Annotated in this window: 17 protein-coding genes, 1 tRNA gene and 1 pseudogene; 4 read left to right on the forward strand and 15 right to left on the reverse strand. The window is 53.9% G+C overall.

Going from position 1 to position 25,670, the window contains the following annotated elements:
• The 4 genes from B1748_RS27965 to B1748_RS27980 all read right to left on the reverse strand — a co-directional run.
• On the reverse strand, nucleotides 1-455 hold a 455-nt coding region (locus tag B1748_RS27965; RefSeq protein ID WP_256975977.1), incomplete at its 3' end, for an extracellular solute-binding protein.
• Between the two features lie 57 nt (nucleotides 456-512).
• Nucleotides 513-1,391 carry a carbohydrate ABC transporter permease gene (locus B1748_RS27970; RefSeq protein ID WP_087571253.1) on the reverse strand — a complete coding sequence of 293 codons (879 nt, stop codon included), beginning with the start codon at nucleotides 1,389-1,391 and terminating at the stop codon, nucleotides 513-515.
• Between the two features lie 27 nt (nucleotides 1,392-1,418).
• Entirely contained in the window at nucleotides 1,419-2,387 is a 969-nt protein-coding gene (locus tag B1748_RS27975) for an ABC transporter permease (RefSeq protein WP_087571254.1), read from the reverse strand.
• 324 nt (nucleotides 2,388-2,711) lie between these two features.
• Nucleotides 2,712-4,475 carry an ATP-binding protein gene (locus tag B1748_RS27980; protein ID WP_087571255.1) on the reverse strand — a complete coding sequence of 588 codons (1,764 nt, stop codon included), beginning with the start codon at nucleotides 4,473-4,475 and terminating at the stop codon, nucleotides 2,712-2,714.
• Between the two features lie 211 nt (nucleotides 4,476-4,686).
• On the opposite strand from B1748_RS27980, the gene mscL reads away from it, so the two are divergent.
• Both mscL and B1748_RS27990 read left to right on the forward strand, forming a co-directional pair.
• Nucleotides 4,687-5,151: a large-conductance mechanosensitive channel protein MscL gene (gene mscL, locus B1748_RS27985; RefSeq protein ID WP_087571256.1), complete on the forward strand. Its 465-nt coding sequence runs from the start codon at nucleotides 4,687-4,689 to the stop codon at nucleotides 5,149-5,151.
• Nucleotides 5,144-5,794 (forward strand): NUDIX hydrolase, encoded by a 651-nt coding sequence (locus B1748_RS27990; protein ID WP_087571257.1) that lies wholly within the window; start codon nucleotides 5,144-5,146, stop codon nucleotides 5,792-5,794. The genes mscL and B1748_RS27990 overlap by 8 nt, the downstream gene beginning before the upstream one ends.
• A 102-nt stretch (nucleotides 5,795-5,896) precedes the next feature.
• On the opposite strand, the gene B1748_RS27995 is transcribed toward B1748_RS27990, so the two are convergent.
• Nucleotides 5,897-6,268 carry a hypothetical protein gene (locus tag B1748_RS27995; RefSeq protein ID WP_087571258.1) on the reverse strand — a complete coding sequence of 124 codons (372 nt, stop codon included), beginning with the start codon at nucleotides 6,266-6,268 and terminating at the stop codon, nucleotides 5,897-5,899.
• Between the two features lie 172 nt (nucleotides 6,269-6,440).
• Here B1748_RS27995 and B1748_RS28000 point away from each other — a divergent pair.
• Nucleotides 6,441-6,512 (forward strand) — tRNA-Thr (locus tag B1748_RS28000).
• A 184-nt stretch (nucleotides 6,513-6,696) separates the two neighbouring features.
• Here B1748_RS28000 and B1748_RS28005 read toward each other — a convergent pair.
• From B1748_RS28005 to B1748_RS38140, 7 genes and pseudogenes are all read right to left on the reverse strand, one after another.
• Nucleotides 6,697-9,792, reverse strand: coding sequence for an S-layer homology domain-containing protein (locus tag B1748_RS28005; protein ID WP_087571259.1), 3,096 nt, complete (start codon nucleotides 9,790-9,792; stop codon nucleotides 6,697-6,699).
• A 60-nt stretch (nucleotides 9,793-9,852) separates the two neighbouring features.
• Complete coding sequence (locus tag B1748_RS28010; protein ID WP_087571260.1) at nucleotides 9,853-10,734, reverse strand: carbohydrate ABC transporter permease; 882 nt, start codon at nucleotides 10,732-10,734, stop codon at nucleotides 9,853-9,855.
• A 27-nt stretch (nucleotides 10,735-10,761) separates the two neighbouring features.
• On the reverse strand, nucleotides 10,762-11,667 hold the full coding sequence (locus B1748_RS28015) for an ABC transporter permease (RefSeq protein ID WP_087571261.1): 906 nt from the start codon (nucleotides 11,665-11,667) through the stop codon (nucleotides 10,762-10,764).
• Between the two features lie 2 nt (nucleotides 11,668-11,669).
• Entirely contained in the window at nucleotides 11,670-13,337 is a 1,668-nt protein-coding gene (locus tag B1748_RS28020; protein ID WP_087571262.1) for an extracellular solute-binding protein, read from the reverse strand.
• Between the two features lie 86 nt (nucleotides 13,338-13,423).
• Nucleotides 13,424-15,082 carry a response regulator transcription factor gene (locus B1748_RS28025; RefSeq protein WP_087571263.1) on the reverse strand — a complete coding sequence of 553 codons (1,659 nt, stop codon included), beginning with the start codon at nucleotides 15,080-15,082 and terminating at the stop codon, nucleotides 13,424-13,426.
• Nucleotides 15,083-15,086: 4 nt separating this feature from the next.
• Nucleotides 15,087-16,757, reverse strand: a complete 1,671-nt coding sequence (locus tag B1748_RS28030; protein ID WP_179215869.1) for a sensor histidine kinase — start codon at nucleotides 16,755-16,757, stop codon at nucleotides 15,087-15,089.
• 171 nt (nucleotides 16,758-16,928) lie between these two features.
• Nucleotides 16,929-17,027 (reverse strand): annotated as a pseudogene (locus B1748_RS38140) (FtsK/SpoIIIE domain-containing protein); the annotation flags it as partial.
• A 107-nt stretch (nucleotides 17,028-17,134) separates the two neighbouring features.
• On the opposite strand from B1748_RS38140, the gene B1748_RS28040 reads away from it, so the two are divergent.
• Nucleotides 17,135-22,321 (forward strand): S-layer homology domain-containing protein, encoded by a 5,187-nt coding sequence (locus B1748_RS28040; protein ID WP_087571266.1) that lies wholly within the window; start codon nucleotides 17,135-17,137, stop codon nucleotides 22,319-22,321.
• Nucleotides 22,322-22,388: 67 nt separating this feature from the next.
• Here the strand turns inward: B1748_RS28040 and B1748_RS28045 are convergent, their stop codons facing one another.
• The 3 genes from B1748_RS28045 to B1748_RS28055 form a co-directional block, all read right to left on the reverse strand.
• Nucleotides 22,389-22,991 carry an SGNH/GDSL hydrolase family protein gene (locus B1748_RS28045; RefSeq protein ID WP_087571267.1) on the reverse strand — a complete coding sequence of 201 codons (603 nt, stop codon included), beginning with the start codon at nucleotides 22,989-22,991 and terminating at the stop codon, nucleotides 22,389-22,391.
• A 112-nt stretch (nucleotides 22,992-23,103) separates the two neighbouring features.
• Complete coding sequence (locus tag B1748_RS28050; RefSeq protein ID WP_087571268.1) at nucleotides 23,104-24,717, reverse strand: extracellular solute-binding protein; 1,614 nt, start codon at nucleotides 24,715-24,717, stop codon at nucleotides 23,104-23,106.
• A 70-nt stretch (nucleotides 24,718-24,787) separates the two neighbouring features.
• Nucleotides 24,788-25,666, reverse strand: coding sequence for a carbohydrate ABC transporter permease (locus tag B1748_RS28055; protein ID WP_256975978.1), 879 nt, complete (start codon nucleotides 25,664-25,666; stop codon nucleotides 24,788-24,790).
• Nucleotides 25,667-25,670 lie beyond the last annotated feature (4 nt).

Consider the following 25,670-nt stretch of genomic DNA (forward strand, 5'->3'; position numbering starts at 1 on the left):
TGCTCGATATAAGCGTCCACCGGCTGCAGCGCGCCTTGGGTAATCAGCTTGCCGATATAGGCGCGATCGTACTCCCAGATCAGATCCGGCGCCTGATTAGAAGCGATAAGCACGTTCAGCTTGTCTTGTGCCTGGTTTCGAGGCACGGGCACCATCGTTACGTCAATGCCGGACTGCTCCCGGATCCACTTCACCCAACGATTGTTTTCATAGGTTCCCTCGTCGCTGGATACGGCTCCCCGGTCGAACGCGGAGATGCTGACCGCTTTCGGCAGATCGGCATACGGATCCGCAATCGACGTTGCCGTTGCAGACGGTTCAGCCCCGGACGATGCGGAGGGCGATGCGGAGGGACTGCTCGCGCCTTTCTCCGAACATCCCGCCAATACCGTTCCCGCTAGCATACATAAGGCAGCCGTTGAAACAACCCACTTTTTTTGTTGACTGATTTTCATGTCTAGACCTCCTAAATTAATGTTTCTTATATCAAGGCTGTTTGACAGCCAGCGATATCAACCTTTGACGGAGCCGAGCAGAACGCCCTTTACAAAGTACTTCTGCAAGAACGGATACACGGACAGGATAGGTATAATCGAAAACACGATGGCGGCCGCGCGGATGCCTTCCGGCGTCAGGGTCTGTTCGGTGACCCCCTCCCCGCTCCGAAGCATCTCGGGACTGACCAGGTCAATCATCTGATAGAGCTTCACCATCAAAGACATCTTGTCGGTGCTTCGAATGTAAATCAGTACATTCATATAGGAGTTCCACCAGCCCACGGCATAAAATAGGGTCAGCGCCGCGATCACCGGCATAGACAACGGAATAATAATCTTTAGCAGCAGCACCCATTCGTTAGCGCCGTCGATGGAAGCCGATTCCTCCAATTCTGCCGGAATTCCCTCGAAGAAGGATTTCATGACGAACATGTTATAGACGCTAATCAAAGCGGGCAACCAGATCGCCCAATAGGTATTTACCAATCCCAAACTGTTGATGAGCAGGAAATGAGGGATCATCCCGCCGCCGAATAACATGGTAAACAGCACGGCCTGCAGCATGATGCTTCTGCCCCGAAGTCTGGATTTGGACAACGGGTACGCAGCCAGAATGGTAAATACCATATTCAGCAGAGTGCCTACGACCGTCATCAGAACCGTGTTTTTCATAGCTACGATCAGTTGTCCGTCGTCAATCAGATTGCGGTAAGCATCCCAATTAAATTCGATGGGCCACAAAAACACCTCCCCTGCCGAGATCGCTCTGCTGTCGCTAAAGGAGACCGCAATAATATTAAGAAAAGGAAACACGGTTGCAGCGGCGCATAACGCCAAAAAGATGTAGTTAAGCCATCGGAATAGGCTCGCCGAGTTAAAATAATTAGTCCTCACGAGACAGTCATCCCCTTTCTGTTCGGTCTACCATAACCCTCGTTCTCCCATGATCTTAATCAGCTTGTTCACGCTGACGATCAAGATCAATGCAACAATCGACTGGAACAAACCAAGAGCCGTGGTGTAGCTGTATTGGAGATTCTCAATGCCGCGAGTATATACAAAAGTACTGATGACTTCGGCAACCTGGGTAACAGCAGGATTTTTCATCGTAAATACTTGTTCGAAACCTACGTCCATAATTCGCCCTACTTGGAGAATCAAAATAATCGCTGCAGTGCTGCGAATCCCGGGCAAAGTCACATGCCAGATCTGCCGAAGCTTATTGGCTCCGTCAATCTTTGCCGCTTCATACAGAGTGGGATCAATACCCGCCATGGCGGCCATATAGAGGATGGTGCCGAAGCCTGCCTCCTTCCAGATCCCCGAGCCTACGAAGGATATCGGCCACCAGAACGGACTCGCCATAAAATAGATAGGCTCTATGCCAAACAACTCAAGAATCGTGTTGACAATACCCGTCGAGGGGGACAACATGGCAATGACGATAGTGCCCAGCACCACCCAGGATATAAAGTGGGGGATGTAGAGCAGGTTTTGCAGAACCCGCTTGTATCCATTCCAGCGAACCTCGTTTAGAAGGATCGCCAGCACAATTGGCACCGGGAAAGCAAATACCAAATTGTACAGATTAAGCAGGAGCGTATTGCGCATAACAACATAAAACTCTTTGCTGGAAAATAGCTGGCGGAAGTGATCCAGCCCTGCCCAGCTGCTTCCCCAGATGCCATCCGTCAGGCGGTAGTTCTTGAAGGCAATGATTTCCCCGTAGAGGGGAGCATACTTGAATAGCAGAAAATAGACGGCCACCGGCACAAGCATCAAGTACAAATATTTGTCCCGAATGATATGCCTCTTTAGGCCCCTTTTAGGGACGGCCGCGGCCAAAGCAGCTTCGGCTGGCTGTGGGTGCAAGCTTTCGGAATGCCGCATGGGAATTGCTCCTTTCATGTGCTGACCATGTGTTGAATCTGCCCTAACGGTAGCACGTGGCAACGGAGCCGCGAAATCGCTACAATTTTATCCGTAAACGATTTTTGCGCTTTTTCATCTTTATTTTTTGTGGAAGTCCTTATTATTTGAGAAAAACAGCTCTTCGAAGGGGGGGATTACGTGGATTCGGACACGGCAGTGAGGTGAAGGCGAGTTTCGGCTCAAAAAAAAGAAGGGCGGGCGCCCTTCATCAAAATCGATCCTATAGCCCATTCGTCCGGCAAATGGAATCGAGCCGCATATTTCCGGTTAAATGTCGTTTCCTTAGCTATCGCTGTCGTCCGGCTGGGAGATTGCAGGCAATGTAAATCTCAGCGTCGTCCCGCCGCCCAGTACGCTGTCTATGGCGATCTTGCCGTCATGGTTGTCGATAATCTTATAGGTCACGAGCAGACCGAGCCCCGTTCCCTTGTCCTTCGTCGAATAAAAGGGCTGCCCCAGCTTGGCAAGCTGTTCTTCGGGCATACCGCTCCCATTGTCCGCTACGGTAACGAGATGCGTGTCCGGATCGCCGCGTTTCAGCTCGATCAGCAGCAGTCCCCCGTCCGGCATAGCTTCCACCGCATTTTTCATCACATTAATAAATGCTTGCTTGAGCTGTACGGCTACGCCGAGAACCCAGGCTGGAGCCGGATCGAAGCGATGTTGGATACGTACCCGCTGTGCCTTCGCCTGCGCGCCGACAGCGGCAGTGCATTCGCTCAGCAGCTCCCTGAGATTGTTGCGTCTGAGCTCTAACGCTTGCGGCTTGGATAACATTAGCAGCTCCGTGACCGTGCTTTCGATACGCGACAGCTCCGATCTCATCAAGGGCAAGTATTGCTGGTCCTGTATTCGCCCGGTAGCGAGCAATTGCATGAAGCCCTTGAGCGAAGTAAGCGGATTTCGGATCTCGTGAGCGACCCCTGCGGCCAGCTGCCCCGCTATCGACAGCTTCTCCGCGTTGACGTACAACTGCTCGTTTCGCTTCCGTTCGGAGATATCCCGGATCATGACCTGTTCCACCTGCTTGCCGTCGTAAGTGGCTCGTATCCTCACCATTTCTGTCAAAATGGGGTTGCCTCGCAGCGTCTGCCACTGCAGCTCGATTGGGCGCAAGGCATATTCCCTTCCATCCGGAGTTTGCTGCAGCCATGTCTGCATCTCGAGATGCTTGCCGCCATGCAGAAGCTTGAAGATGCAGTGTCCGACCAGCTCATCCTCGCGCTCCGCTTCGAACAACCGCAAGCCGGAAGGATTGAGATATTCCCACTTGCCTTCGACGATAATGGCGATCGTGTCCGTTGAATTCTCGACCAGCAGCTTGTAGCGCTCGTCGATCTGGGTATACTTTTTCATCCCGAGCCAGGTGGTGTAAGAGAATGTAATGATGAGCAGCACCAGAATACACAGAATGAACGCCAGCAGCATCAGGAATTGATTCAGTCTGTCCAACGTCATCACATGTCGATACTCAACCGTGAGTGCAAACATCCCTACCGCATGCATGGTTAAGCTGCCAAGGCCGGCAACGAAACTCGCGGCTGCATAACGCCATTGCGCGGGGCGGCGCATAAGCACGAACGCTGCATAACAACCCGCAAAACCTAGAAGGAACGATACGGCTACCAATGGAATATTGAATTCGAGACGATTAATAGAATGGCTGAGAATGGAGAAATAGTGCAGGCAAGCAACTCCTCCAACCATAAGAAGCGCTGAAATAACCTCCGCGAGCCGAACGGGAAGTCTGCCGGAATGATAATAGCGAAGCGACAAAAACACCAAAAACGTAGTGATGGCAAAGTTAATGGCAAGGGTCCACCGGATATCCATCATGAAATCAGAGGCGAGCAGCAGGACGACATGCATCGTCCACAGTCCGAGAGTGAAGACAAGCGCCGCGGCGATGCAGTTGGAAGCAGAAACTTGCGTTCCGCTCGGCTTGCGCCGCCATTGCATGATGAACATCATATAAGTTGCAAAGCTTATAATAAACAGGGAGAGCAGCAGAAAGGAAGGGCTCCCAAGCTGAGACAATGGATTCATTGCGCTCCTCCAGGTTACATATTGTGATACATCTCTAGAAAGTTCGACATTTTCCCGAAATATCCTTTTCTTCCGCTCGAAGTATGACGGTTTATGCCGCAATTCTTGCCTTCGGCTCTTGAAATCGCCGATTAGCAGTGCTAGATTTGGTGTACACTACTAGTTATAATGGAATGATAGTTTGAACAGGACTTAAACGGAGGAGATTGTATTGAAAATTGTAAAAGAGTTTAGAGAATTTGCGATGCGCGGCAACGTCATCGATCTCGCTGTCGGCGTGATCATCGGCGGCGCATTCGGCAAAATCGTCACGTCGCTTGTGAATGATATTATTATGCCGCCAATCGGAAGACTTCTAGGAGGCATTAACTTCAGAGACTTGAAGATTGCTTTGGTTGATGTGAGCACTTTTGATACGACTAAGGGAGAAATCCCTTATATCAAATACGGCCAATTCATCAACACGCTGCTCGACTTCCTCATCGTCGCATTCTGTATTTTCCTGCTTGTTAAAGGGATCAATACGTTGCGCCGCCTGAAAGAAAAAGAAGAACCAAAAGCCGAGGCGGCGCCTACGGAGAAGGATTGCCCGTACTGCCTGTCCAAAGTGCCGATCAAAGCTTCGCGCTGCAAGCATTGCACTTCCCAACTGGAGGAGACACCGGCGAATGCCTGAGGAACGGTTCGATATCTATGACGAGTCCATGAACCACTTAGGCACGGCTGCCCGCTCGGAGGCGCATAAGCACGGCTACTGGCACCGCACGTTCCACTGCTGGCTGCTCCGCCATGAGGACGATCGCCTTCTTGTCCGCTTCCAGCGTCGCCAGTTGACGAAGGATACGAATCCAGGTTGCTACGATACGACGGCCGCGGGACATCTGGCCGCCGGCGAGACGATGCGCGATGCCGCCCGCGAGCTCGAGGAGGAGCTGGGTGTAAAAGTGCGGTTCGAGGAGCTCATCCCGCTTATGCAGGTCCGCGAGGACGTCAGCGGTATTGCGGATGGAGAACTGTTCATCGACCGTGAAGTGAGCGATGTATTCGGATTGGTATCCAACCTTCCCCTGAGCGAGTTCAGACTGCAGCGTGAGGAAGTATACGGCATCTACGAGGCCGAGCTTGCCGATATGCTTGCGCTCTTCCGGGGCGAGCTGGAGTACGTCGAGGCAGACGGCGCCGAGCTGTCGGAAGCCGGGGACGGACTGACGCCTTGCGTGCGGAAGGTTCTGGCCAAAGAATTCGTTACCCGCGACAACAGCTATTATATCGACGCGATGCTGGGACTTCGCGATATGCAGAATCGAGCCGAGAAATAGAGAGAAAGTCTGCGAAATGATATCGTTTCCTATATCTGAACAAAGAGAGGCTGCCGTCGGCAGCCTCTCTTTGTTTCCATTATAGAGATGATAGAATCATGATTAGAAGACTCCGAAGCCACCGCCGTACCCTCCGCAGCCACAGCCTCTGTGGCAACGGTCATGCAAGCTTCTTACGCAGATATCGAAGCTCACGATAACGGAGTTGCGACGGCCGAATCCGCAAGCGATCTTAACGCAATCAAAGCCCGGTTTCTTGAAGAAGCACACAGCTCTGCAATCGCGACTTAGCAAACGGTTCACCTCATGGTGATTGCAATGGCGGATGGCCTCTACCAGCCTTCTTGCATTACGGCGATTGCGAAGCCTTCTAAACGTACGACTAAGCTGTCTGCCGGCGTCCTGAACGCCCGCCACGTCGAACTCGATTCTGTCGTGATGTCTGAAAGAACTCACCCTCATTTTTTCGGACATAGGAACCCTCCTCTCTACTACGCTTACTCTATGATATGCAGCAGAAGTAGAGACGATTGGGTAGATTCATAGAGTCATTCGCGCAATTCGAGAGGATGCAAATATAGGATGCAATATAGGCTTGACAGCGCCTCCGAAAATTCGTATTCTATTATTTGTCGATTCCATATTCGCTGATGTAGCTCAGGGGTAGAGCAACGCACTCGTAATGCGTAGGCCGGGGGTTCAATTCCCTTCATCAGCATCCTAAAAAACCAGCTATGACGCGGATTCCGGGAAACATGGAATCCGCATCATTGCTTTTCGTCATCAACAGAATTATGGCGTGAGCATGACGTAAATCATGGAAGCGAATTGGAGGCAGCTCACTTTTTTAATTAGTTTGTAGTAATTTCTTATCATATTTCTTGAATTACCAACGCTCCGATTCAATCATGCTCTTCAAGCAATCGTTCCATTGCCGGATTTAACTTGAGCAGCTTCCATAACATGGTTAATGTTTCTGCGCGAGTAGCTTCATCCTGTGGCCGTAGATTGCCCTTATATCCTTGAATAATTCCCGCTCTAGCCGCCGCCAGCATGCTGTGACGAGCGTATTCGGATACGTCGGTCCAGTCATCAAACCGTTTGGCCTCCTCCTGCGGTAACGCCGATTCGTCGACGAGTCTCATCATGATTGTAATGATTTGCTCGCGCGTAATCGTGGAATCAGGCTGGAAGCTGCCGTCTTGATACCCCTTGACGATACCGCTTTTCTCCAGCAGCGCCACTTCTCGTTCCGCCCAATGCCCATTCATGTCCGAGAATCCCGGTTCACTCTCCGCCTCAGAGCCCAATCCGAGCAATCTGACAAGCATGACCGAAAATTGCGCTCTTGATATGGCATGATCGGGCTTGAAGCTGCCATCCTCGTACCCCTTAGCGGTGCCTAACCTTGTGAACCAATCAATCAATTGTTTTCCCCAATGATTATCCGTGTCCGAAAATACAGCTTGATCTGCAATCGTTGATTGAAGTCGAGATTCTATAGATGGCAGTAGTTCCTCCCAATGAACGAGATCGCCCTTCCATATGGAAGGCGCTAACGAAGTAGTCGTTGGCGTTGGGGCAGGCGTCGGGTACGCGATTGGCACAGTCGTAGTCGTTCCTGATGACGCAGCCACCCATCCGGTGCCATTCCAAAGCAAAAGCGCCCCTATGTTCGTGTCAAAATATAGCGAACGGTACGGGATCAGCCGCTCCGCAGGTCGCTGCGCCGTTCCGCCGGAAGTACGCACAACGCCCAGCTTCTCGAAAGTTATGCGCCCCTCTGGATCCGCAGGAAAACTCCGATAGACGGCTTGATCGTCCTGGAACGTATACCATACGTAATTGTCAAGCTGAACCGCATAGTCGCCAATCGCCGATGAAGGACGATCGAAGAAGACGAAGCCGGAGGCATCGGAACGGTTCAGTCCCCCCACCTTGGCTCCGTGCAGGGCGGCGTTGGGATCGTTCAAGCCTTTGACGTGCAGTGTGCCGATTCGGAGGAATCCTGCCGTCTCTGGCTTATAGCTCTGGCCGATGTCATAAGTACCGTCCAACACCTTGACCAGACTAATGCCATTCTCCTGAATAGGCGTGTAATAAACGGTCAGACTTTCAATCGAACCGGCGCTGTGGTTCAGTGTCACATAACCGGTACCCGGGCTCCTCAGCGTCACACCTTCGATATGAACCGTGGATGCCGCCAGGCCGTAGACGCCCTCCAGCAGAATTGCCGTATTGACCAACGTATGCTCCACGTTGAGCTGCTCGATGTGGACCTCGCTTTCCTCGCCGGTCATGGCGAAGGGAATATCCACATGAGGACGGGACGACTTCAGGTAAATATTGCGAAACACGTTCCCCGTCCGAATATCCGAGCGAAAATCGATGCCGCGATAAGAGAATTGCTCAATCTCCAGTGTATCGTAAGTCACAGAGAACGACTCCGCGCCGTTCGGCGAATAGATGCCGGTGCCGACATCGGCGATCCGCACGTTGCGAATGGTCGAGCCGCGCTGCAACGACCACTGCGCCCCGGTATAGATGGCGACGCGATCGCCTTTCCCTTCATTGTCGGTAATCAACTCCGGTGCGAAATACAAGCCGATATCGGCGATGGTCGACGTCCTGCCCGCCTTCAGTATCGGTGCCTTTGCATCGGGCATTGTGCCGACGAGACCCGTAACGAACATGCCTGAGCCGATCAGGTTCTGATTCTGGAATTCAAGCGTCTCGCTCACATGATACGTCCCTGCGGGAATATAAATGCTCTTGCCGGTTGCGATCGCTTGCTTGAACGCTGCCGTATCATCGCCGCCATCGTCCGGCACGGCACCGTAGTGAACGACGTTGGCATAGCCGATTTCGTCGCCGTCCGCCGTCGGAATAACGGCTTTGCCCTTCACGACCGTAATGTCGTCGATGACAATTCCTCCTCCCTGGCGTATGCCCCACTTCAGCACCGTGTCTGGCGAAGCCGCCGTCGTAAAAGTCATGCGGGCCACACCGTAATCGCCGCGGTCCGCCAGCTCCGCTTCGGCCGCATTGCTCCAAATGACCTCTCCCGCCGAACCGAAATTCATCGCCGTCGATGAAGCCCCCGCCTCTGCCAGCACATAGAAATATTGGCCGGACGGCTCCGGTTCAACGATCTCGTATTTAAACATAACGGTATACTCCGTTAATGGAGCCAGCTTCAACTTGTCTGTATCCGATCGGAGATACTCGTGCCACTCCTGCTGCGCGTCCGCCCGAGCGGCCACTGAATAGCTGCCACGGATGGCTTCCGCGCCGTCAAGCAACGTACCGCTGCCCTGAGCCGCAAACGCCGTTTCCGACAGCGCCCCAGCTTCGAAGCCTTCCAGCGCTATCGATTCCTTAATGATTGGAGCTTGCGCCAGCGTGCCGGGACTGATGGCAATATCGTCGACGACGATGCCTCCTCCGCCTTGAATGCCCCAGATCATCTCATAAAGACCGTCGTTCGCGGCCGTAAACTCCATCTCGGCCATCCAGAAGCCATTCGCTTCGCGCAATATCGCCTTGTCAGCGCCGATGCCAGTTCGGTAAGGGATGCTGCCGTTGCTTTTGAAATTAAACCCGGTGGTCGTCTCACCTGTGCTGCCCTGCTGCTTCATATATAAGTAGAAGAAATTCCCTTCGGGCGCAAGCACCTTATAGTTGAACGACAGCACATAGGTTTCGCCTTGCGTCAACGCTACCTTACGGTCCAGCTTCAAATATTCCGCCCACGCTTCCGCTGCGGTGCTTGTCCCTTTGACTGCATTCAGTCCGCTAATCAATTCATCGGCGCTTGTCGTCAAGCTACCGTACGGGGATAACAACTCATATTCGTGAGCGTCCTCGAAATCCTCCTGATGCAGGGGATTTCCCTGCTGCGCTGATGCCGCAAGCCCGTCCGGCTTCAGCAGGATCATGCATGCCAGCAGCAGAGTTGCCGCCATAAAGATGGACCAGCTTTTTTTTATTGTTGCCATAATCGGCCTCCACACCTCAGTGATTCAGCATGTCCGCCCCACTCTGTCTCTTTGTTGTCATTAACCTTTGACGCTGCCGATGACCATTCCTTTGACGAAATAACGCTGCAGAAACGGATATACGATTACAATGGGCAACGTAGCAATCAATATCTGCGCCGACTTGATCGTCCGATCCGACACTATCGCCAGCTGCGAGCGGTCTAGATGCTGCAGGAATGAAATGTCGCGTTGAACGATAACGGTTTGCAAATAGCTTTGCAACGGGTAATGCTCCGGCCTATTCATCAAAATCAGGCCGTCGAACCAGCTGTTCCAGTGCCAAACCACGGCGAATAGCGTCACTGTCGCCATAGCCGGCAACGATACCGGAACGAATATACGCCACAGCACCGTCCAGTGGCCGGCTCCGTCCACGAACGCAGCTTCTTCCATCTCTTTGGGCAGTTGGCGGAAAAAATTGAGCAGCAATACGATGTTAAAAATCGGGACAGCTCCAGGCAATACTAACGCCCAGATGCTGTCCAGCAGGTTCAACTCCTTGATGATCATATACCATGGAATCAAACCTCCCGAAAAAAGCATCGTGAAAAAAAACAGCCAGGCATACATGGTGCGGGAACGAAATCCCGAAGACTCCTTGGACAGCGGATAGGCGACCAGAATCGTAATGAGCAGATTCAGTGCCCCGCCCAACAACACGCGCTGAAACGTCACCAGCATGGAGCTCCAATAATCGAACCTCGACAGCACGTATTGATAAGAGCTGAGAGTTGGTTCCACCGGCCAGAATTTAACCCAGCCTGCCGTGACTGCCGCGCTGGAGCTCAGCGAGACGGCAAGAATATGCACGAGAGGCGCGATACAAGCCAGCGCTAACGCCAGCAGAAACACCGTATTGAGGACGGTGAACAACCGCGCTCCCTTTGATGTCATTGCCATGAAGTTGCCTCCTTCCCCCTTGCGACTCTAAAATATCCGGTAATTGGCCAGCTTGTAAGCCGCATAATAGGCAACGGATATGAACAGGAACGATACAACGGATTTGAACAGACCGACGGCGGTCGCCACGCCGTATTGGGCCTGCTGCAAGCCAATTCGATAGACCAGCGTGTCGATAATATCGCCGCTTGCATACACCTGCGTACTGTACAAATTGACGATCTGATCAAAGCCGGCGTTCAGAATATTGCCCATGCTAAGCACCGACATCAGGACGATGATCATGCGCATGCCCGGCAGCGTTACGTGCCAGGTCTGCCTCCAGCGATTGGCTCCGTCGATAATCGCAGCTTCATAGAGCTGGGGATCAATGCCGCTCAAAGCCGCAATATAGACGATGGTGGCAAAGCCAAACTCCTTCCATACATCCGATAACACGATCGTAAAGGGAAACCAGTCGTTGTTCCCGAGGAAAAACACCGGCTTTAGACCAAGAGATCCAAGAAACTGGTTGACGATTCCCGATGAAGGAGACAAGATATCAATCAGGACGCCTGAGAGAATGATCCATGACAAAAAATGCGGTAAATAAATTAGCGTCTGCACGGATCGTTTGACAAACACGCTTCGAAGCTCGTTCAGCAGAAGGGCGACCGTAATCGGTACGATCAGCCCCGCCAACATCTTCATTCCGGCAATAAACACGGTGTTCCAGAGTACGCCATATATGCCCGGCATATCGAGCATATAGCGAAAGTTGTCCCAGCCGATCCATTGCTGATCGCCGAAGAAGCCTTTAGCCGGAATAAATCTCTGGAAAGCAATGTACAATCCAGCCATCGGCACATAAGAGAAGATAACGATCAGCAAGAGTCCAGGCAAAATCATCAGATGCAGCGGCAGATTTCGCCGCAATATTTTCAGACTGTACATCGTCAGTTAGCCGCCTTGCCGGCTTCGTTCACTTCTTTCGTTATTTGCTCGCCTCCAAGCTTGTGCCAATCCTCTACGAATTGGTCGAAGGCATCAATGGGCAGATCGCCAAGAATGATACGCATGAACGTTTCATTCGTCAGCTTGGACAGGGTAGCGCTTTTGTCCGTCATAGCGGATGTCGGCGCTCCGACAAACCTGTTCATCTGGAACAGCTTGTTCTCCTGGTAATGGTTCATGACACTGTATACACCGTCCGTATCATAACCCGCCGCCCAAGACCACAAGCCATCGTTGCCGCCTTTGTATTCCTGAATTTTATCCGAAATGACCTTGGCTTCACCCGTCAGCTTGGACAACGTGCCTGCTGCCGTGGCCGCCGCAATCTCCAGGTAAGCATTCAGGTTTTTGTTAGGCGGCTCCGGCGTTACAGGCGACAGCTTCCAAGTCCCTTCGGCATCCCCCGGCAAATAATAACGGTCGAACTCAGCCGTTTCGCCCCAGTTTTTTTCTATGAAGGTATTAAACATTTTGACGATAGCCTCAGGATTTTTGGAGTCCTTGCGGACGGCCCAATACTGATAAGTGCCGAGGCTGATCTCCGACAGCGCTTGCTTCTCATCGATTGACATCAGCGGATAACCTTTCCATACCGCATTGGGATCGTTGTCGCGATTCGACTGGAATGGCCAGGCGCTTAGCCATTGCTGACCGAACGAGACGCCCGCCTTGCCCGATGACGCGGACTCCGCTACCTTGCCGGCATCCTTAACGCCGAACTCCAGGTCCAGCAACCCATCTTGGTACATGCGGGACAGCTCCGTCAACGCCGTCTTGGTCTCCGGCTGCACGCTGCCGTGCGCCAGATTGCCCGCTTCGTCTTCAATCCAAATGGTAGGGTAAGCATGGTAGGCGTTAAAAAAGCCTTCCAGTCCCGCAAACCCGCCGAACAGATCCTTCTGCAGGAGCAGGCCGACCGTATCCTCTTCTCCATTGCCGTCCGGGTCATTCTTTGCGAAGGCTTCAATAACGGTCAGCAAATCTTGCATCGTCTTCGGCTCCGGAAGCTTCAGCTTCTCCAGCCAATCGGTTCGAATCCAGACAAACTGCGCGATATCAATGGATGAACGTATATTGGGAATGCCCATCAGTTGGCCATCGATCGTCGCCGCGTCAAAGGGAGCGCTTCCATCCTGCGCCAGCACGTCTTTGGTTAACGGTGCCGCATATTGCTCATACACCTCATCCAACGGCATAATAAGATCGGCCTCTTGCAGCTGTTTCAACTCTGTGGCGTCCACTTGGATGAATTCCGGCACATCGCCGCTTGCGAGCGACACATTCATTTTCTGCTTGAACTGGTCTTGACCCTTTGCAATCCATGTGTAATCGAATTCGATGCCCAACTCGTCCCTGTACAATTGCGACCAGCGATTGTTTTCGAAGGTTTCTCCTTGCAGCTTGCCAAGTACCCCTTCCGTCGCGTCATCGGTGTATCCCACCAACGAGATCGTGATTGGCGGGTCGTATTTGTCCGACGCCGTTTGCGGAGAGGCAGCATCAGGCGACGGCGCCGATGACGCTTCCGGTTCGCCGTTGTTGCTGCACGCCGAACCGATGATGGCGACGGCCATCAGCAGCGCGGTCATTTGTTTGACATTTTGTTTCATTCGCGTTCACTCCAACCTGTGATGATGTTCTAGGGCCCTGAACGTATTGTAGCATCGCAGAATGGCGGTTCGTAACGCGAAAGTCTTTACCTTTTTGACTTCTCATGACCTTCTGAGAGCAACCATTGCTCTCTGTACTCCTGTGGCGTGCGCTTTGTCATTTTTTTGAAAAACCGCGAAAAGTACGCAGGTGCCTCGATGCCAACGGCGGCGGCGATTTCGCTAACCTTGTAATTCTCCTTCAATAGTTCAATCGCACGCGCAAGGCGCAGCTCCGCCAAATAATCGGTAATGCTGACGCCGGTGCTTTCCTTAAACAAGCGGGACAGATAGGACGGATTAAAATGGACCTGGTCGGCAAGCTCGACAAGCGAGAAGCCGGCGTGAAGCGTGCTCCGCATATACTCCTTTACGAAACGGATCGTCGCCGACCCCTGAAGCTCGTATCGTTCCCCGAACAACCGGAAGATCATGGAGGCGATCTCCTCCACAAAGCGAAAGTACTCCTCCCAGCTTCCGAAACGCGAGAGCTGAGTAAGCTTATCCAAAACTTCTTCATCGCTTTGCAGCGACTCCAGCCGGTGGCGATTCATGCAGGAGAGGAGTAGCATGGATAAAGACTGGAACAATTCCAGAGTACCGCTCTCCCGTACTTCAAGCGTACGTTTGCCGACCTCATGCTCCAGTTCTTCCAGTACGAGCATGAACGACTTGGCTTCTCCCTTGTCGAGATATCCCCTCAGCAGCTCCAGCTTGCTGCGCTCGAAAACAATGCGAGTCACCAGCAGCTCGTCCGAGCGGGTAGCCTCCCGTTCCTGCAAGAGCACGCCGCTTCTGTACATTGTCGCATGCAGCAATTGCTGCCAAAGTTCCTCTCGCTTCGCTGCAACGCGATCCCATTCTGCCGGCGTTATCGCATAAATAAACGAGAACATCGCACCTAAATTGAGATTGAAATCATTCTGGATACGTTCCAATGATTCCTTTAAATAGGTCTGAACGCTGATGGGAAGCGTTACATCCCGTTCACTCTGGCATAGCCAGATGACGCAGTCGACCGTAGCCACATATTCGCACAACTCCCAGCGCTCCTTCAGCGACTGCAGTACGTAGCTGCCCAAGGCGGGTAACGTTGGCCCTTTCATCGCGGAGAGCTGCTCTCGCCCCCCGTTGTCCGCCCGTGCTGCGATAACGAGCAGCGGCAGCTCCGGATCCAGCGCGATGCCCGTTTCGGCGAAGAGCTGCCGACGGTCCTGCGGCGTCGAGCCTTCGCCTCGCAGAAGCGCCAGAATATAATCGTTGCGCAGCGCGCTCATCGCGGACTGCGCTTGCTGTTGGGCCTGTTGGAGTTCCATCCGCTGCTCCAGCTCGAGCTCCAGCGTATTGATGACCCGCTTAACAGCTCCAACGATGGCATCGTCGTCTTCCGTCTTCAAGACATACCCCGCCGCTTCGTTCTTCACCGCTTCATACGCATAATCAAAGTCGGAGTGCCCCGTCAGAAACATCACCTTGCAGGACGGCCACAGCTCCCTTATTCGGGCATGAAGCTCCAGACCGTTCATGCCCGGCATCGCGATATCGGATACAACGATATCCATCCGATTGCGATTCAGCATGGCCAGCGCCGCCGTTACCGTGCTGGCCTTGTACAGATCAAGCTCGCACCCATCCAGCTCCTGCAGCAACTCGTATACCCAGTCCACTACATGCAATTCATCGTCCACGATCAATACTCTATACATGTCGCTAACCCTCCTTGGCCAATGCTATTTGTACGACAAAGTCGCCCGGATCCGCTTTCAGAATGCGCAACCCGCTGCCCTCGCCGCAATAAATGCGTATCCGCCTGTGAATATTAATAAGCGCAGTAATTTCATAGTCCTCCCCGCCCTCGTCGGACAATTGCCGACGAACGGTCTCCAGTTGTTCTCCGTCCATGCCGCACCCATTGTCCCGCACCTCGATCCGCCAGTATTGCTCGTCCTCGCGGAAGCGCACCTCAACCACGCCGCCTGTTTCCGTCTGGCTCAGGCCGTGCTCGATCGCATTTTCGATTAACGGCTGCAAAATCAGTCTCGGAACATAAATATGGTTGATCGCCTGAGGCGACGACTCCATATGCAGACTCATGCGGTTGCCGAGACGCATGCCCTGCAGCTCCATGTAGACGGACGCGTGTTCCGCTTCCCGAATCAACAAGATGTCGTCCGTCGTATTCCGGGTGATATATTGAAAATATTGACCCAGATTTTTCGAAAACGAAAGGGCGTTGTCCTGATCCTCCAGCTTGATCATCCGATGCAGCATAAAAAAACTGTTGTACAGAAAGTGGGGATTGATCTGCGCCTGTAATTGCTTCAGCTCCGCGCGCTGAACCAATATTTTTTGACGATACACTTGGTCAATCAAGGAATGCAAATGCTGTACCGTATCGTTGAAATGCTCATATAGGTAATTAAAGTCGTCTTTGGGGCGACGATAGATCCGCACCTGCAAATCTCCTTCGCGCAATCGCCGGAACGCTCGCAGCAATGTGATCAACGGCTTATGTATAAGCTTGTACAAAATCCAGGAGAACAAGACAACGAGCAGCGTTGCGGTCAAAGAGAAAAACCAAAACCATTTGCGATAAGTATCGAATTGCCCCATAAAGAGAGAACTGTCCACGTAACGCACCAGACCAAGCTCTAATTCGGACGAACTTGCATACACAACGAATAACTCTTTTTTCTCCGTCTGGATAAAAGCTCTGCCTCCCTCATTTGCAGGCATCCACCGCTCACCATAGCTTTCGCCGCCGCTCGATGCAACGATGGCATTATCGACGGTTCTTCGCAACAATATCTCTTCGCCTGAATCATAGCGGGTCAGGTAATCCAGTGAATCCGCCAGCGCGGAAGCCGACAGCCGCGTTTCAATGACAAATTGCGCAGGGCGATTCGCATTGTTAGGGGACGATACGCGCAACAGCAGATCGCCGCCATCCTCCTGCACCGGCGCACGTGTAAAACGGTGGGGATGGTTCAAGTAAGATTGAACGGCTTCAGCGGCGAGCTCGCCATAACCGTTCTCGGCCGAAACCTGAATACGAGTGCCCGGAATATACACGGTGACGTCGGAAATCCACTCGTTGCTGCTTCGAATCGTAATCATTCTTTGCTGCAACTGAGTAATTGCCCTCTGCTTGTCAAAAGGCCTCATTACCGGCGAGATGGTTGCCAAATAGTTCAGATTGAAGTCGTTTAGGGCATCCAGCATCAGAATTTTAATTTGCTCTACATCTGCCTCCATCGTATCCAGATAATAATTCATTTGGGCATCGACGGATTGGTATACCTGCTCTTCCACCGCATCTGCCCCCCAATAATAGATGTTCAGGCCAATGACGTAAATCGGGGTCAGGATTAAGATAAACAACAGGAGAAACTTCAGATAAATTGAATTTTTCCAAGGCAGGAGATATTTCGTGAACAAGGCCATCCCTCTTCTGAACGATCGATTTTAATTTGATTTATAGAATAGCTTATTTCGGCGAATCGGTAAAACAATTACTTCGCTCGGAAGTGGCTGCTCCGGATGCTTGGCGTTCAGCAGCTGCAGCTGAGCCGATGAGCGAACACTAAGCAAGGAAGTGAGCAGTGTGTTGACAAATACCGACTTGCCGGATCCTGTCGCCCCGCATACCAACATCATATAAAACCACATGCAGTTTGTCCGAATAAACACATGTCTCGTTGCGATATCCCAATGCTAAAGTTAGAGGTGAACGACGAATCTTAGGAGGGACATTCAACATGAGAAGTTTGATTTATCGCCGGAAGCTGCTGGCGGCGCTGGCCTGTTTGGTCGCGCTTATGAGCCTGCCTTTGGCTATCAAGCCGGGGATCGCGGAAGCGTCGACCCTGCTGCTGCAAGACCATTTCGACGATGGGCCGTCTGCGGCATGGACCGTCGAGAGCGGACAATGGAGCGTCGAAGAAGGGGCAGCTCCCGTATTGTTTTCGGATGACTTCGAAAATGGAAACGCTGCCAAATGGAGCCTGAACGGCGGCAGTTGGTCACCCGTAACGGACGGCGCCGCCACCGCTTATCGGCAAAGCGCCGGAGGCGCGTCCGAGTTGGCGGCAGGCGACGCGGCCTGGACCGACTACGCCTACGAGGCGGATATCAAGCTGCTGAACGGAGCAGGCGCGATGATGGATTTCCGCTACCAGGACAGCCAGCACTTCTACTACCTGTACATGAGCGAATCTTACATTCGCATAATGAAGCAGAACGGCGACGTTCAGAGCTGGATATCGGCCTATGAAGGCCCCTCGCTGCAAACGTCCGCTTACGTGCGGATCAAGGTGGAAGCGATCGGGAACACCTTCCGCGTGTATCGCAACGACGAGTTGGTGCTGACCGCAAGCGACGGCGATTCCCCCTATCTATCGGGCCGAATCGCGCTCGCGACCTGGGATACTTCCGTCGAAGTCGATAACGTTCGCGTGACCGGGACGGGCATCAACCACGTGTATGCCCAGACGGAAATGACCGGCGGAACCGTCTATGCCGGAGAAGCTTCCTGGAGCCATTACGAGCTGAAGGCGCGTATTGCGCTCGATGAAGCCGGACAAGACGGCTCGGTCGGCATTCTTCTGCGGCGGCAAATTTCGGGGGACGGCTACTGGATGAGATACAGCTCAGGCGATGGCGCGGCGCAGATCGTCAAGCGTAGCGGAGACTCGGATACCGTGTTGGCAGAGACGCCGTTCTTCATGGAGCCCGGTCGTTCTTATGACTGGCATGGCGTGGCCGCCGGCGATAAGCTGGCGCTGCACATTGACGGCTCCAAGCTTCTGGAGACCTCGGACTCTGCATTCGCGGCCGGCGGGGTTGCCCTGATGACGCTGCAGGCGACGGCAGGCTACGACAACGTCACGGCAAGCCGCGTAACCGTGCCGGTGGATTCGGAAGGCAATACCGTCTATTATGTCAGCTCGAGTCTGGGGGACGACGATAACGACGGTCTGACCGAAGGTACCGCATGGCGGACGCTGAACAAAATCAATAACGGCACCTTCCGCGCTGGCGACCGGATTCTGCTCAAAGCAGGCGACGGCTGGAACGAGCCGCTCGTGCTGCGCGGCTCCGGCGAGCCGGGCAACCCCATTGCCATAGGCGCTTACGGCGACGGGGACAAGCCCGTTGTCAGTTGGAACGCCCCGAACGGCGGCAGCGTCGTTACGGGCTACAACCTGAGCCACTGGGTCATCGAAGGGCTGTCCGTTCATATTATCGCGTCGTCGGGCCAATCCTGGGACCGCATTACGGTCGGCATACAGCTGCATTACGATAACTCCGCCCTCCATCGGGACGTCAGGATCGAAAACAACGACGTATATAGCGACACCTACGACAGCAACACGAACGGCATCATGATCTCCGCGATGGTTCCCGGGACGGACGGCAAGGAAGTGGCGCGCGACCTTACGATCGCGAACAATACCGTCCACGACGTAGCTTGGTACGGCATCACGACGACAGGTTGGGATGTCGAAAGGAACGAGGAGCTTCGCTCGCAGCTTCTGTACGGCAACGTCAACGTCGTCGGCAACCATGTTTACCGAACGGCAAGCCAAGGAATCGTCGTCCAGAATGCCCACGATTCGGCGATCGAGCGGAATGTCGTGCATGACGGAGGACTCGGCACGGACACCTGGGGACCGGGCGGTCTATGGTTCATCGCCTCCCGCGATTCCGTCATCCGCTTCAACGAGGTCTACAACATGAAGGACGCCTCGTCCGGCTACGACGGTGCCGGCATCAACGTGGACTGGTATTGCGACAATATTACGGTTCAATACAACTATTCGCACGGCAACAAAGGCAACGGAATGACCACGATGAGCAACAACGGCGCCAAAATCATCCAAAACCGCGTAGAGGGCAACCAGGCGCTGCAGTCTAACGGTAGAGGGCAAATCGCGCTGGGCAACTTCACCGGCAGGCCGGATCTGTCGACCGGACTTCACAACGTCGTGGTCGCCGGCAATATGATTATCGTCGATGTGGACGGCACCGGCGCGGTCAACACCGCCTCCAATCCCCATGGCACATGGACGGGCAACGAAATACGGGACAACAACATCGTCATTCGGCCGAATCTGGCAAGTGCAGACGTATTCAGCATCGGACCGAATACGATCGTCAGCGCGATCGATGGCAACCGCATTTACAGCCCGCAAGCGTCCTTCCGCTCGATCCTGAACGGGAACGCCTACGATACGCTTGCCGCCTGGCAGGAAGCGACGGGGTACGACCTTAGCTCTAGCGTCCGTCCGCTGGACGAAACCGCGCCTGCGGCAACGGGCAATCTTGTCGCCGCGTTCGACCGCTATGTGCAGCTAAGCTGGACGGCACCGGAAGAGCAAAGCCCAGGCATCTCGCATTACAATATTTATCGCGACACGCAGCCCGACTTCGAACCGGCCTACGCCAACATGGTCGGCGAATCGTATACTTCGTCTTTCGAGGATCGGGAAAACCTGCAGCCGAACACGACCTACTACTATAAGGTGAATGCCGAAGGCAGCAATGGTTATTTCGGCGAAGCTTCCGCGGTTGCGAGCGTCACGACGGGCGACGTCATTCCCCCGGTCGTCAAGCCGTCGCGGGTCGGCTTCCTTGCGCCGCGGGACGGCGATTACATCACGACCGCCTCTATGGCGACAAGACCGTATTTGTCCGGCATCGACGATATCCGCAAGGTGGAGCTCTACGTTGACGGACGCTTGACGCAGGAGTTGCAGGCTTCCCCGTTCGCGGCGACGCTGGACGGCTTGGGCAATGGAGAACATGCGCTTCAATACCGCGTGTACGATGCCTCGGGCCTCGTGCACGAGTCCGAGACGATTATGATCGAGAAGCAGACTCGGGCGCTCAGAAGCCTTTATGCCGAGGCCTCGCCGCTTATCGACGGAGATCTAAGCGAATGGGATGCAGCCACCCCAGGCTTCACGATGGACAAGCAAGATCAAGTCAGAGAGATCGAAGCGGGCTTCGTCAACCGCTGGTCCGCCGATGTCTTGACGGCGAAAGGTTCCACACGTTGGGACGAAAACAAGCTGTACATGGCTGTCGAAGTTCGGGAAAACAAACACCATCTGCCCATCTCAAGCGCGGCCGATTTGTGGAAGGGCTCCAGCATACAGATCGCCGTCGATCCCCAGCGCGGCAGCAAACCCGGCGCCAAAGGCTATACGGAGCTCGCCTTCGGCTTGACCGACGGAGGCAGCGCGCTGGCATACCGTTACCATGCCGTAGCTGGCAAGACAAGCGGTCCTTTCACCGCCGGAGAGCTTGCGGTCGTCCGGGACGAGACTGCCGGCGTAACCCGCTACGAAATCGCGATTCCGTGGCAGGAGCTGCTGCCGGAAGGCGTTATGGCAGAAGCAGGTTCCGAACTGGGAATCTCGATATTGGCCAACTACAGCGACGGAACCGTCGTCAATCCCGGCAGCTCCGACGCTCGCAACGGCTGGATCGAATACAACAGCGGCATCGGCGCGGGCAAGTCGCCGGAGTTGTTCGGCTACCTGCTGCCGATGCGCAACGCCTTCGCCGCTCCGGTCGCAACCGGAAGCTCGGCGGGAGACGGCACCTTGTCCGTCCAATGGTCAGCCGTGGACGGCGCATCCGGATATGCGGTACGTTACGGCACTACAAGCGGAACGTACACGACAACCGTAGATGCAGGCGGAGCGACCAGCTTGAGGCTCGCCGGCCTTTCGCTGCCGCAAACCTATTATGTTAGCGTGCTGGCCTACAATGGCTATGGCGAAAGCATCGCTTCGAACGAGCTGCGTCTGGCAGCCGCCGTTTCCGGAGGCTCCGGTACCGATGGCGGGATCGGTGGAGGCAATGCGGGCGATAACGATGGCGACGGCACCGGACATGGCGCAGACGGCAAAAACGTCGTTTCCGTAGCTTTGGCGGAACTGGATGCCGACAATCCGCTCAAGTTGAAGCTGGAGCGGGCTTCCTTATCCATCCAACCTTCCTTGCTGCGCGAGCTGTTGCGACTGGCGGGGAGCACCGACGGAACGAGGCTGGAGGTCTCTGTCGTTCCGCTGGAGAATCAACCGAATATATTCGTGCCGGCAGCCCAAGACCATGCCAAGCTTAAAGCGGCCGGCCCACTCTTGCGGATCGACATCGTTGTGTTCAAGTCTGACGGCGAACGCGTGGAGGCGAAGCCTGCTCGCGGAGACGCGATCTTGAGCCTGCCATTCGATGAAAGCCTGTCCGTTGACGAGGATTTATTAGGACTATACGCTTATGATCCGGACAGCGGAAAATGGTTGTATGCCGGAGGGAACGTCGATGCTGCCGACGGATCCATAACCGGGGCCATTTCGGACAATGGCGTTTACGCCGTTCTGGAATATCGTAAAACGTTCAACGACGTTCAAGCCGCTCACTGGGCTATAAAGGCGGTAACGACGTTGGCCGCCAAACATATTGTATTCGGCATTAACGATACCGATTTCAAGCCCGGCGGCCAGACGACCCGCGCCGAATTTACAGCCCTGCTCGTGCGGGCCCTCCAGCTGCCCGTAGTCCGGTCCACCGCGTTCGCGGACGTGGCGCAGGACGCGTGGTACGCGGAGGCGGTCGGCGCCGCGGTCGAAGCCGGCATCGTCGCCGGGCGCGGCGAACAGCGTTTCGCGCCGAACGAGCCGATCAGTCGTGCCGAGATGGCCGCAATGATCGTGCGGGCGATCGGCCTGCCGACAGGCGGTACGGCAGACGCCGAAGTTGCCGGCTATGCCGATGCCAACGACATTCCTTCCTGGGCGAGGCCGTACGTAACCGCCGCGAGTGAAGCTTCGCTGATGCAAGGACGTGCCGGCGGGATATTCGCGCCGCTAGCCAACGCCACGCGAGCCGAGGCCGCGCAACTCGTCTACAATCTGCTCCGCGTCTTCAATCCATAAAACGAACGAGAAATGGACATCCCTTCAGGGATGTCCATTTCTCGTGGGTATGAACGGCTACTCCTGGTTACGCCAATCCGCAAGCTTTGAGCCAGTTCAGCGCGATCAGCCAGTTGCCGGTTGAATTCATGTGCACCTGATCAAGAGTCAGAACTTTGCCATGCTGCTTCCGCAAATAGTCGTCGAATTGCCGGTTTTGCGGCACCAGTACGGCATTGAAGCGCTCTGCCGTTTCACGGATGACCGCATTGTAAGGCTTCAGCCGTTCGTTTTTCCCGTCATGTGGATTCTCGGATATAATCGTGGTCTCCATCAGGATCAAGGACGCCCCGGTCTTCCCCTTCGTCTCCGTCAGCAGCTCCTCGTAGGCGCGCCGATATTCCTCGATGGATACTTCCTTCCATTCGTCGTTGATGCCAATCGACACGGTCAGCCAATTCGGCCGCAGCGCGATAACATCCTCTTGCCAACGCGCCTTCAGATCCATAATCGTCTCGCCGCTGACGCCCCGATTATGGCATTGGAGCGTCAAATCCGGATGCCGCACGTACAAATAATCCCGAATCATGCGGACGTAACCGCCGCCCAGCCCTTCGGGGTCGCTTTCCCTTCCGCAATCGGTAATGCTATCTCCAATAAACAACAACTTTTGGTCTTGTCCCAGCTCCATGTCTGTTGCGCTCCCCTACGTTCGCTTATTGTTTTTCTGTCGCTTGAATCGACACCCGCGACTACAGGAAAAAATCCGGACAAACCTTGTGTCCGGATTTTTCCTCGCCCGCTTAGCGTCCTTCCGCTTCCGCTTGCTTATTCGTTTCTTCGATGACTTTGTCGCCGCCTTTGGACAACCAGGCTTCCTTGAAGCCGTCGAATTTGGCGGAGACATCGCCCGTTTCCACGATCAAGTTGACAATCGATTCGTTCACGAAATCATTAAGTTGATTGGAGAGGCTGGGATCCAGCGTCTCTTCGCTGATATTCAGGTAAGCGAGCGGATTCGGGACGGCATAATCGCCTGTCGATCGAGACAATGCAATGATGTCTTCCTTGTTCGGCGTGCTGTCCGGCAAGAAGTCGGTGTTCCAGGATACAAGCGCCTTCAGCGAAAACGCTTTATCCTTGGAGCGCTCTTCATCCGACATCAACGGAGCAATCGAGTCGCCATCCTTCTTGTAATGGACGCCTTCAACGCCGTTCAGCATCAGATCTTGTCCCTCGTCCGACAGCAGATAGTCCAGCAGTTCCAGCGCTTTCTTCTGCTTCTCTTCGGAGATGCCGGAGTTGATCGACGTCACGCACCAGAAATTGTTGAAGCCATCCATGCGCTGCTGGCCCGTTGTCCCTTTCAACGTACCGACCCAGGTGAATACGGATTTGGGATCCCGATCGGGGTAAGCTTGCTCGAATTTACCGTAAATGTCGTTATACAGCGTAGCGTTGGCGTTATGAACAATCATGCCGACCTTGCCGGTGACGAACTTCTCGATTTTTTTGTCGTCTGTATTCAGCATAAATTCGGGATCTAACGTTTTGTCCGCATACATGGCGTTCAAAAATTCGATAGCCTGTTTCGTCTCGTCGGAGATGACCTCCGGCATCCACTTGCCGTCCTTCAACTCCCAACGATCCGTGCTTGTGTCGAAGGCGTTGAAAATCGGATATTGCCACCAAACGCCACCGGAGCTGGATGTGTACCCGTACGTATCCTTTTTGCCGTTTTCGTCGGGATCGCCATTCGCGAACGCGTCCGCGACTTGCTTGAATTCATCAATCGTTTGAGGCACCTGCAGCCCCAGCTTATCGAGCCAATCCTTGCGGATCAGGATGTTATGGCCGCTGACCGCCGTTTTGTCGCTGCCCGCTTCGTTGTAGACCGGCAGAGAGTAGTGAATGCCTCCGGTCGTTTTGGCCAATGCTTCAAAGTTATCGAGCGACTTCTGAATATTGGGATATTGATCTCCGTAGTCGGAGATTGGCAGCAGCATGCCCTCTTTGATCCATTGACGGTATTGCACCGGACGGTCAATTCCGTAAGAGATGAACACATCCGGCATCTCGCCGGACGCGATCATGACATTCAGCTTCTCCTCCCAGTCGTTCCATGAGGCCGTAATCGGCTTGAGCTTGATATTCAGCTTCTCTTGCAGCTTCTGATAGATGATCGAATCCGGAGCGTCGGCTCCTTCAAACATCCAGCTGAATACGGACAGCTCCACCGGAGCTGTCTGCTGCTCCGATCCGTTTCCTTTGCCTCCATCCGTCTGCGATGTATTCGCCGACGGCGTCGCGACGCCGTTGTTATTGCCGGCGCAGCCAGCCAGTAGACTGGTCGATGTCAATACGGCCAACACCGGAATCATCCATTTTCTTCCGCTTTTTTTGTTTGTGCTCAACATGCTTGTCCAACTCCCCGTTAATTAGTAGAATAGCAAGCCCCCGCATAAGGTTCAACCTGCAAAAGAAGGTTCAACTTTTGATCGAACCGATCATCACCCCTTTCACGAAATGCTTCTGAATGAACGGGTACACGATAATGATCGGCACGACGGAGACGATGACGACGGCGTTCTTGATTGTATCGCCCAGCATAAACTCCTGGCTGACGTAGCTGCCGCCGCGGGTCAGCTCCATGTTGTTGTTGATCAGAATATCCCGCAGCACCATCGCGAGCGGCCATAGATCCTTGTCGTTCAGGAACAGCATCGGCGTATACCAGTTGTTCCATTGTCCCACCGCTATGAACAATCCGATTGTCGTCAGGGCGGGTACCGACAGCGGCAGAATAATCCGGAAAAAAATCGTCATATAACCCGCGCCGTCGATTTTCGCCGATTCCTCCAGCTCCAAAGGAATGTTCTGGAAAAACGTTTTGAGCACGATCATGTTGTACGTGCTGATCGCCGCCGGAATGATCATGACCGCGAGACTATTGACCATCCCCAGACTTTTGATGAGGAGATAATAGGGTATCAATCCTCCGCCAAAAAACATCGTAAAAATAATATACATAAAGATAAACGTTCTGCCCGGCAAATCCTGCTTGATTAGCGGATAGGCCGTGATCGCCGTAATGAACAGCTGATACAGCATCCCGGCCGCCGTGACGAACACCGATACAAGCAAGGCGCCGACCAACGTATCTTTGGAGAACACGTAATGGTACGCTTCGAAGGTCGGCCGCTGCGGGAATAGATAGATAACGGAGCGGATGGATTCTTCGTAGGGCATGATGGAGCCGATAAGCACATGCCAGAAGGGATACAGCGTCACGGCCGCCAGGAGCAGCATAAATAGAATGTTTAGGGTATCGAATATCGTGCCGGAAATGCTTTTGGATCTAACCACGGAC

Origin of the sequence: Paenibacillus sp. MY03 (genome assembly GCF_002165585.1) — a bacterium.
Lineage (GTDB): Bacteria > Bacillota > Bacilli > Paenibacillales > Paenibacillaceae > Pristimantibacillus > Pristimantibacillus agaridevorans.